Raw genomic sequence first — 7,124 nt, forward strand, 5'->3', positions numbered from 1 at the left:
TTTCCTCATGGATCAATTTGTAATTCAGGGTGGAACCGGACTTGCCGGTGAAGTCACTATCTCTGGCGCTAAAAATGCCGCTTTACCTATTTTGTTTGCAGCATTATTAGCTGACGGTAAAAGTACCTTTAATAATGTTCCTCGTTTACGTGATATCGGCACTACTGAAGCATTATTAAAAACCCTCGGCGCAGAAATACACTGGCACGGCGAACAGCTCGTTATTGATGGTGGCAAAGTTGATAAAACATTGGCCCCTTACGAGTTAGTCAAACAAATGCGTGCGTCAGTATTAGCATTAGGTCCATTGGTTGCTCGTTTTGGTCAAGCACAAGTATCGCTTCCTGGTGGTTGTGCAATTGGTGCTCGCCCGGTTGATATTCATATTCAAGGTTTGGAGCGCATGGGCGCTGTTATTAGCGTTGAAAATGGTTATATCAATGCAAAGGTAGATGGGCGTTTAAAAGGTGCTGAAATCTACATGGAAATGGTCAGCGTTGGCGCGACCGAAAATTTATTAATGGCCGCAACCTTAGCTGACGGCAAAACCGTATTAGAAAACGCGGCGCGTGAACCAGAGATTATAGATTTAGCTGCTTGCTTAACAGCAATGGGCGCAAAAATTAGCGGTGCAGGCACTAGCCGTATTGAAATTGAAGGTGTTGAAAAGCTGCATGGTTGTGAGCATCGCATCTTGCCAGATCGGATTGAAACTGGCACATTTTTAGTGGCCGCAGCAATGGCGGGTGGCGAAGTGCTATGTAAGCTTACCGATTTTCATAGTTTAGAGCCTGTGATTGAAAAATTGCGTGCAACTAATGCGTTGATTGAAGTACATAAAGATAGTATTTATCTTGATATGCGTGGCCGTGAGCTCAAAGCCGTTAATATTAAAACCATGCCACACCCAGGTTTCCCTACCGATATGCAAGCGCAGTTTACTGCGTTAAATGTAGTAGCTAATGGCAGCGCAACCATTACCGAAACGATTTTTGAAAACCGTTTTATGCATGTGCCAGAACTACAACGTATGGGTGCTAACATTCGTTTAGAGGGGAATACGGCAATTTGTGGTGACACTAAGAGTTTGAGTGGCGCACAAGTAATGGCAACCGATCTACGTGCATCAGCGAGCCTAATTTTAACGGGGATTGTGGCACAAGGTGAAACGGTTGTTGACCGAATTTACCACGTTGATCGTGGTTATCAACGGATTGAAGATAAACTCAGCGCGTTAGGTGCAAACATCAAACGCCGAAGTAGTTAAATACGAGTTGAAAGGTTCAGGTAACAAGGTTCAAGCGAAAACCTTGTTTACCTTTTACCTTTTACCTTTTACCTTGCAACTAAAATTATAGTTTAGTCTCTAACTCTGCAACCTTCACCATCACTTTTAGTACTTTTCCATTTCGATAAAGTTCAAATTCTATTTCATGGCCCGGCTCTGAATTACCAATTCTGGTTAAGGTTTTTTGTGGGTTAGTGACATCTTCACCGCCAATTTTAATCACAATATCTTGTTCTTTAATACCAGCTTGCCATGCTGGACCTAATGGATCTAGGTTGGTTATACGCAATCCAGCAATAGGGGTGAACTTATCGCTCACTTCTTTACCGGTACTATCAACGGCAGTACCTGTGAAGCCCAAGTAACCACGCACAACACGACCATGACGGATCAGTTTATCCATTACCTCTTTTGCTAACGAGTACGGTACGGCGAAGAATATGCCTTGGATATCGAGGTTCTCTCGGGTTTTAAATTGTGCTGAGGTGATCCCAACCAAGTCGCCATTAGAGTTTACCAGTGCGCCACCTGAGTTGCCGACATTAATTGCCGCATCCATTTGTAGCAGACTATTATAAGGACTATCGGTAATTTTTTGTTTACCCGTGGCACTGATGATCCCTTGGGTGATTGTTTGCCCTAGATTCAGCGGATTACCAATCGCCAGCACCACATCACCCACGCGAGGCGTAAAACGCTCACTAATTGGGATAACTGGCAAGTGCTCAACGTTAATTTTCAACAGTGCTAAGTCGGTGATGGTATCAAAGCCGATGAGCTGAACATCAAAATAACGGCGGCCATCAGTAAGCAGCACCATAATTTGATCAGCATTATTGATCACATGATAGTTGGTAAGAATATAGCCATCACTTGACATGATCACACCGGAGCCAAGTTCTTGCACGGTGTTTTGCCGTTTATAACGAGGTTCCTTTGAAATGCTCTCAGAAATGATTGTCACAACAGATGGCGCTGCGCGCTGTACTGCATCGGCAAAGCTCAAATGATCAATACTCATAGCACTTGGTAAGGGGACATTGGGTAACAGCGTTGCACGCATATTTGGGCTAAAAAATACTACCAAAAATGCGATACCGAGTCCGGCAAATAGCGGGGGAAGGACAAACTTAAAAAATTTCAGCACAATGTTCTTATTCTTAATGAGCGATCTTCTAATGATGGCACAAAAAAAATAGCAGCGGCAAGTACCACTGCTATTATTTATGCGATTTACCTAATATTTATTTTATTGAATTAAAACAAATACCGATTCACGACCGCGTTGTACTCCAAGCACGATGTTACCTTTAGTGTTTTCGATGATCTTATTCATGTCACTAATTGTTTCAACACGCTGACGGTTTACTTGCATTACCACGTCGCCTTCTTCAAGGCCGACTCTAGCTGCTGGTGAACGCGGATCAACAGTTGTCACCTCAACCCCTTTATTTCCATTCTTTTGGGTGTTTTCAAGTGTTGCACCCTGGAAGGCTGGGTGTAGTTCATCACCGGCTGCGGTTAGTGCTGATGCGCCATCAAGGGTCACTTTAACGGTTTGTACTTTGCCATCACGATAAATACCTAATTTTACCTTTCTGCCTTCACCGAGGGTGGCAATTTTACTGCGCAGTTCATGGAAGCCGCTGATCTCACTACCATCAATACTAATAATTACGTCACCAGCTTTAATACCCGCTTCACTGGCGGCAGAATCATCCATTACTTGCATAACATAAGCGCCTTGTTTTACATCAAGCTGTTGTGCTTTAGCAAGGCCTGCATCCAGTGGACGCCCAGAAATACCTAGTGAGCCACGGCGTACTTCACCATGTTCAATAATTTGGTCAACAAGATTTTTCATCATATTGGATGGGATTGCAAAGCCGATACCAACATTGCCACCCGATGCACCTAAAATGGCCGTGTTAATACCAATTAGCTCACCGTTTAAGTTAACTAGCGCACCACCTGAGTTACCTTGGTTAATAGCAGCATCGGTTTGAATAAAATCTTCATAACCTTCAATATTTAAACCACTGCGCCCCATTGCACTAACAATCCCTGAGGTAACGGTATGACTTAAACCAAATGGGTTACCAATTGCTACTGCAAAATCACCCACTCGTAGTTGATCTGAGTTTGCCAGTTTAACGGCGACTAAATCCTCGGCATCAATTTTTAATAACGCGATGTCTGATTCTTTATCACTACCGATTTTAGTTGCTTCGTATTCACGACCATCTTCAAGAGTAACCAACATTTTTTCAGCATCTTGAACTACGTGGTTATTGGTAACGACGTAGCCTTCTTTGGCGTCAATAATAACGCCTGAGCCTAAACCACTAAATTCACGCTTTTGGCTACGCGGTTGCGGATTGCCAAAAAAGAAATCAAGCGGATCAGCGCGACGACGGACTTCCTTTGAACCGGAGACTTGGATACTAACAACGCCTGGTGTTATTTGTTCTAGCATCGGCGCTAACGTCGGTAATTGTTGACCATTGACTGCGATAGGCATCTTAGCCATTGATACTGCAGGGGTTAATAATAAACTGGCAGATAACATTGCTGCACTGATTAACGATAATTTCATTTTCATAGTCAGGGTTTACTCCACATCACAGGAAAAAGCACAAACAAAAAAGGCTGCATAAGCAGCCTTTTATCAATTTAGTTCAAAACATTTTAAAGTAGGTTCGCTCTTTTGGAATGTTTTGAAATGCATGTAAAACATAAGCTGCTTTATAAACAGACTATGGGGTCAAAAAAAAGTTCATCAAGAAGCTTTAGAAATTTCTGAAACCTTAATTAAACTTTGTCAGGCTCGGCTACTTTTGGTTCGCCAGCGAATAAGCCTGATTCACCTGATACATAATCAGCCGGTTGAGCATGTGCCGATGAACGGTCACTTTGGCGTTCTTTTAGTGAGCGTTGTAGCTGCTCTGTCGTTTCTTTAGAAAAGAATGGTTCGTTAGGATGCTGTTTTTTATCAGCTAATAGCAGCTTGTTAGTTTCATCAACATGATTTAACAATTGGTCGTAGTTGTCTTTCATTTTGTTGACGAGTCTACCAGTGCTTGCTAAATGATCTGCAACATCTTGACGGTATTGCTCTAATGCATTTTTAGCTTGTTCTGCTTGTTGCTCTAATTCATCTTGCTTAAATTGCTTTTTAGTGACGAAGGCGCCAAGGAAAAATGCAGCTACTGCCACAATAACAATAATGCCGATCCAAGTAACTGTACCCATAATTCTACCCCTTTGGGAATTAATACATAAAAATAAAATAACGCCTAGATTGCGTACTCAAGAATAAATCCTGTTGCTGCTAATATACCCCGAGTTACGATGCGTGTTAACATATTGCGTAAATTAAACCGTGTTTTATTGTAACTATCTATGACTCCTTGGCAAAAGTACCAACAAGATTTACAGCGTGAAGACTTTGTTTACGATGCTGCACAAGAAAATGCAGTACGTCATCTACAAAGGCTTTTCGATGACTTAACAGCACAAAAGCCCGCAGCTAAAGGCTGGTTCTCTAAACTATTTAATAAAAATAGCACGGCGCCTATAAAAGGTTTGTATTTTTGGGGGGGAGTAGGGCGTGGTAAAACCTATTTGGTTGATACCTTCTATGAGGCGCTGCCGGGAACACGCAAGATGCGCGTGCATTTTCATCGTTTTATGCACCGTGTTCACGAAGAGCTAAAAAAATTAGACAAAACGGCTAATCCCTTAGAAGTTGTGGCTGATATTTTTAAAGCTGAAACCGACATTATCTGCTTTGATGAATTTTTTGTGCAAGACATTACTGATGCCATGCTGCTTGGTGGTTTAATGGAAGCCTTATTTGCGCGCGGCATTGTGTTAGTGGCAACGTCTAACATTATACCTGATGAGTTATATCGAAATGGTTTGCAGCGTGCTCGCTTTTTACCTGCAATTGCACTTGTTAATGCAAACACTGAGATTGTGAATGTGGATTCTGGCATTGATTACCGATTGCGTACTTTAGAGCAAGCAGAGATATTTCATAGCCCATTAGATGAACAAGCCGATAAAAATCTGTTTGAGTATTTTGATAAGTTATCTCCAGAGCCTGGTAAACTCGATCACCCCATCGAAATTGAAGGGCGAATGATCAAAACCCGTAAGGTCGCTGATTGTATTGTGATGTTTGATTTCTCTCAGTTGTGTGAAACCGCACGTAGCCAAGTCGATTATATGGAAATAAGCCGTTTATATAACACTGTTATTTTATCGAACGTAAAACAGCTTGGCCAAAATAACGATGATGCCGCCAGACGCTTTATTGCGTTAGTCGATGAGTTTTACGAACGCCACGTCACACTTATTATTTCTGCTGAAAAACCGATTACGGAACTCTACACGCAAGGCAATCTTAACTTTGAGTTCAGACGTTGTATTAGTCGATTGCAAGAAATGCAGTCGTTAGAATACTTAGCAAGAGAGCATTTGGTTTAATGTAGCTGTAAGTTATAAGTCGTAAGTTAGACACAAATCAAAACTGTACTTAACTTAACACAAGTACAGTTTTTAATTTTATCGCTTATCGAACAATTTTCTTGTGGAAAAAACAACCGTCGAGTAGCAATGTGGTAAAAGTGCTGGTATACTCCCGCGTCTGCCACGTTGCGTTCTATTGCCTTCATTAGATTAGCCTCTTTTGAATGGCGCAAAAGTCTTAAACTCGAAGGGGTTGGAGCAAACATTTAGAGCGGTAATTAATAATAATTACCTGTGGTTTTAATTGAAAAACATTGGATTTTTATAAATGAAAACGTTTGTTGCTAAACCAGAAACAGTAAAACGTGACTGGTACGTAGTTGACGCTGAAGGTAAAACTTTAGGTCGCATCGCTACTGAAATCGCTCATCGCCTACGCGGTAAGCACAAAGCTGAGTACACTCCACACGTAGATACTGGTGATTACATCATCGTTATCAACGCGGAGAAAGTTACTGTAACTGGTAACAAGTTCAAAGATAAAGTGTACTATGCTCACTCTGGTTTCCCAGGTGGTCTTAAGTCTACTACTTTTGATAAACTTCAAGCTGCAAAGCCTGAAATGATCATCGAGAAGGCTGTTAAGGGCATGTTGCCACGTGGTCCTTTAGGCCGCGCAATGTACCGTAAACTTAAAGTTTACGCAGGTACTGAGCACAACCATGCTGCACAACAGCCTCAGGTTCTAGACATTTAAGGAGCACTAACATGGCAAATCAATACTACGGTACAGGTCGTCGTAAAAGTTCAAGTGCTCGCGTATTCTTACGCCCAGGCACTGGTAACATCGTAATCAACAATCGCTCTTTAGAAGAGTATTTTGGTCGCGAAACAGCACGCATGGTTGTTCGTCAAGCTTTAGGGCTTGTTGATATGACTGAAAAGTTTGATCTTTACATCACCGTTGCTGGTGGTGGTACTACTGGTCAAGCTGGTGCTATCCGTCACGGTATCACTCGTGCACTTATGGAGTTTGACGAGTCACTACGTCCACAACTTCGTAAAGCAGGTTTCGTTACTCGTGATGCACGTAAAGTTGAGCGTAAGAAAGTGGGTCTTAAGAAAGCGCGTAAGCGTCCACAGTTCTCAAAACGTTAATATTTACGTTATCAAGAATTTCAAAAACCCAGCTTCTGCTGGGTTTTTTGTTTTTGGGGTTATAAAAGTTAGCGAGGGTACGGAGTTTTTCAAGTTAGTTGTCGCCTCAAGTTAAATTTTATGCCGCCCGCATTTCTTCTTTTTTCTCAGGATTCAAATTTACTTCGTTTATCATTGACCAATCTCGTGACTTTCCTGACCAACG

Annotated in this window: 7 protein-coding genes; 4 read left to right on the forward strand and 3 right to left on the reverse strand. The window is 41.9% G+C overall.

The window, feature by feature from the left end; translation table 11 throughout:
• The first annotated feature begins 7 nt into the window (after nucleotides 1–7).
• Nucleotides 8–1,267 (forward strand): UDP-N-acetylglucosamine 1-carboxyvinyltransferase, encoded by a 1,260-nt coding sequence (gene murA, locus H5186_RS20660; protein ID WP_145236783.1) that lies wholly within the window; start codon nucleotides 8–10, stop codon nucleotides 1,265–1,267.
• 85 nt (nucleotides 1,268–1,352) lie between these two features.
• On the opposite strand, the gene H5186_RS20665 is transcribed toward murA, so the two are convergent.
• From H5186_RS20665 to H5186_RS20675, 3 genes are all read right to left on the reverse strand, one after another.
• The gene (locus H5186_RS20665) at nucleotides 1,353–2,435 is read right to left on the reverse strand and encodes a trypsin-like peptidase domain-containing protein (RefSeq protein ID WP_149980599.1); all 1,083 of its coding nucleotides are present in this window, start codon (nucleotides 2,433–2,435) and stop codon (nucleotides 1,353–1,355) included.
• Between the two features lie 102 nt (nucleotides 2,436–2,537).
• Nucleotides 2,538–3,890, reverse strand: coding sequence for a Do family serine endopeptidase (locus H5186_RS20670; RefSeq protein ID WP_149980600.1), 1,353 nt, complete (start codon nucleotides 3,888–3,890; stop codon nucleotides 2,538–2,540).
• Nucleotides 3,891–4,099: 209 nt separating this feature from the next.
• Nucleotides 4,100–4,540 (reverse strand): YhcB family protein, encoded by a 441-nt coding sequence (locus tag H5186_RS20675; RefSeq protein WP_145236792.1) that lies wholly within the window; start codon nucleotides 4,538–4,540, stop codon nucleotides 4,100–4,102.
• A gap of 150 nt (nucleotides 4,541–4,690) precedes the next feature.
• Between H5186_RS20675 and zapE the strand changes: the two genes are divergently transcribed.
• The 3 genes from zapE (at nucleotide 4,691) to rpsI (ending at nucleotide 6,919) form a co-directional block, all read left to right on the forward strand.
• Nucleotides 4,691–5,779 carry a cell division protein ZapE gene (zapE, locus tag H5186_RS20680; RefSeq protein WP_149980601.1) on the forward strand — a complete coding sequence of 363 codons (1,089 nt, stop codon included), beginning with the start codon at nucleotides 4,691–4,693 and terminating at the stop codon, nucleotides 5,777–5,779.
• A gap of 310 nt (nucleotides 5,780–6,089) precedes the next feature.
• Nucleotides 6,090–6,518 (forward strand): 50S ribosomal protein L13, encoded by a 429-nt coding sequence (rplM, locus tag H5186_RS20685; RefSeq protein WP_002957960.1) that lies wholly within the window; start codon nucleotides 6,090–6,092, stop codon nucleotides 6,516–6,518.
• Nucleotides 6,519–6,529: 11 nt separating this feature from the next.
• Complete coding sequence (gene rpsI, locus H5186_RS20690; protein WP_016710054.1) at nucleotides 6,530–6,919, forward strand: 30S ribosomal protein S9; 390 nt, start codon at nucleotides 6,530–6,532, stop codon at nucleotides 6,917–6,919.
• Nucleotides 6,920–7,124: the final 205 nt, after the last annotated feature.

Source organism: Pseudoalteromonas sp. SG41-2 (genome assembly GCF_014164535.1).
Classification (GTDB): Bacteria; Pseudomonadota; Gammaproteobacteria; order Enterobacterales; family Alteromonadaceae; genus Pseudoalteromonas; species Pseudoalteromonas rhizosphaerae.

Bases quoted from the DNA above. Each gene is read 5' to 3' on its own strand.
- murA (WP_145236783.1), top strand. From the start codon at position 8: ATGGATCAATTTGTAATTCAGGGTGGAACCGGACTTGCCGGTGAAGTC.
- H5186_RS20670 (WP_149980600.1), bottom strand. From the start codon at position 3,890: ATGAAAATGAAATTATCGTTAATCAGTGCAGCAATGTTATCTGCCAGT.
- H5186_RS20675 (WP_145236792.1), bottom strand. From the start codon at position 4,540: ATGGGTACAGTTACTTGGATCGGCATTATTGTTATTGTGGCAGTAGCT.
- zapE (WP_149980601.1), top strand. From the start codon at position 4,691: ATGACTCCTTGGCAAAAGTACCAACAAGATTTACAGCGTGAAGACTTT.
- rplM (WP_002957960.1), top strand. From the start codon at position 6,090: ATGAAAACGTTTGTTGCTAAACCAGAAACAGTAAAACGTGACTGGTAC.
- rpsI (WP_016710054.1), top strand. From the start codon at position 6,530: ATGGCAAATCAATACTACGGTACAGGTCGTCGTAAAAGTTCAAGTGCT.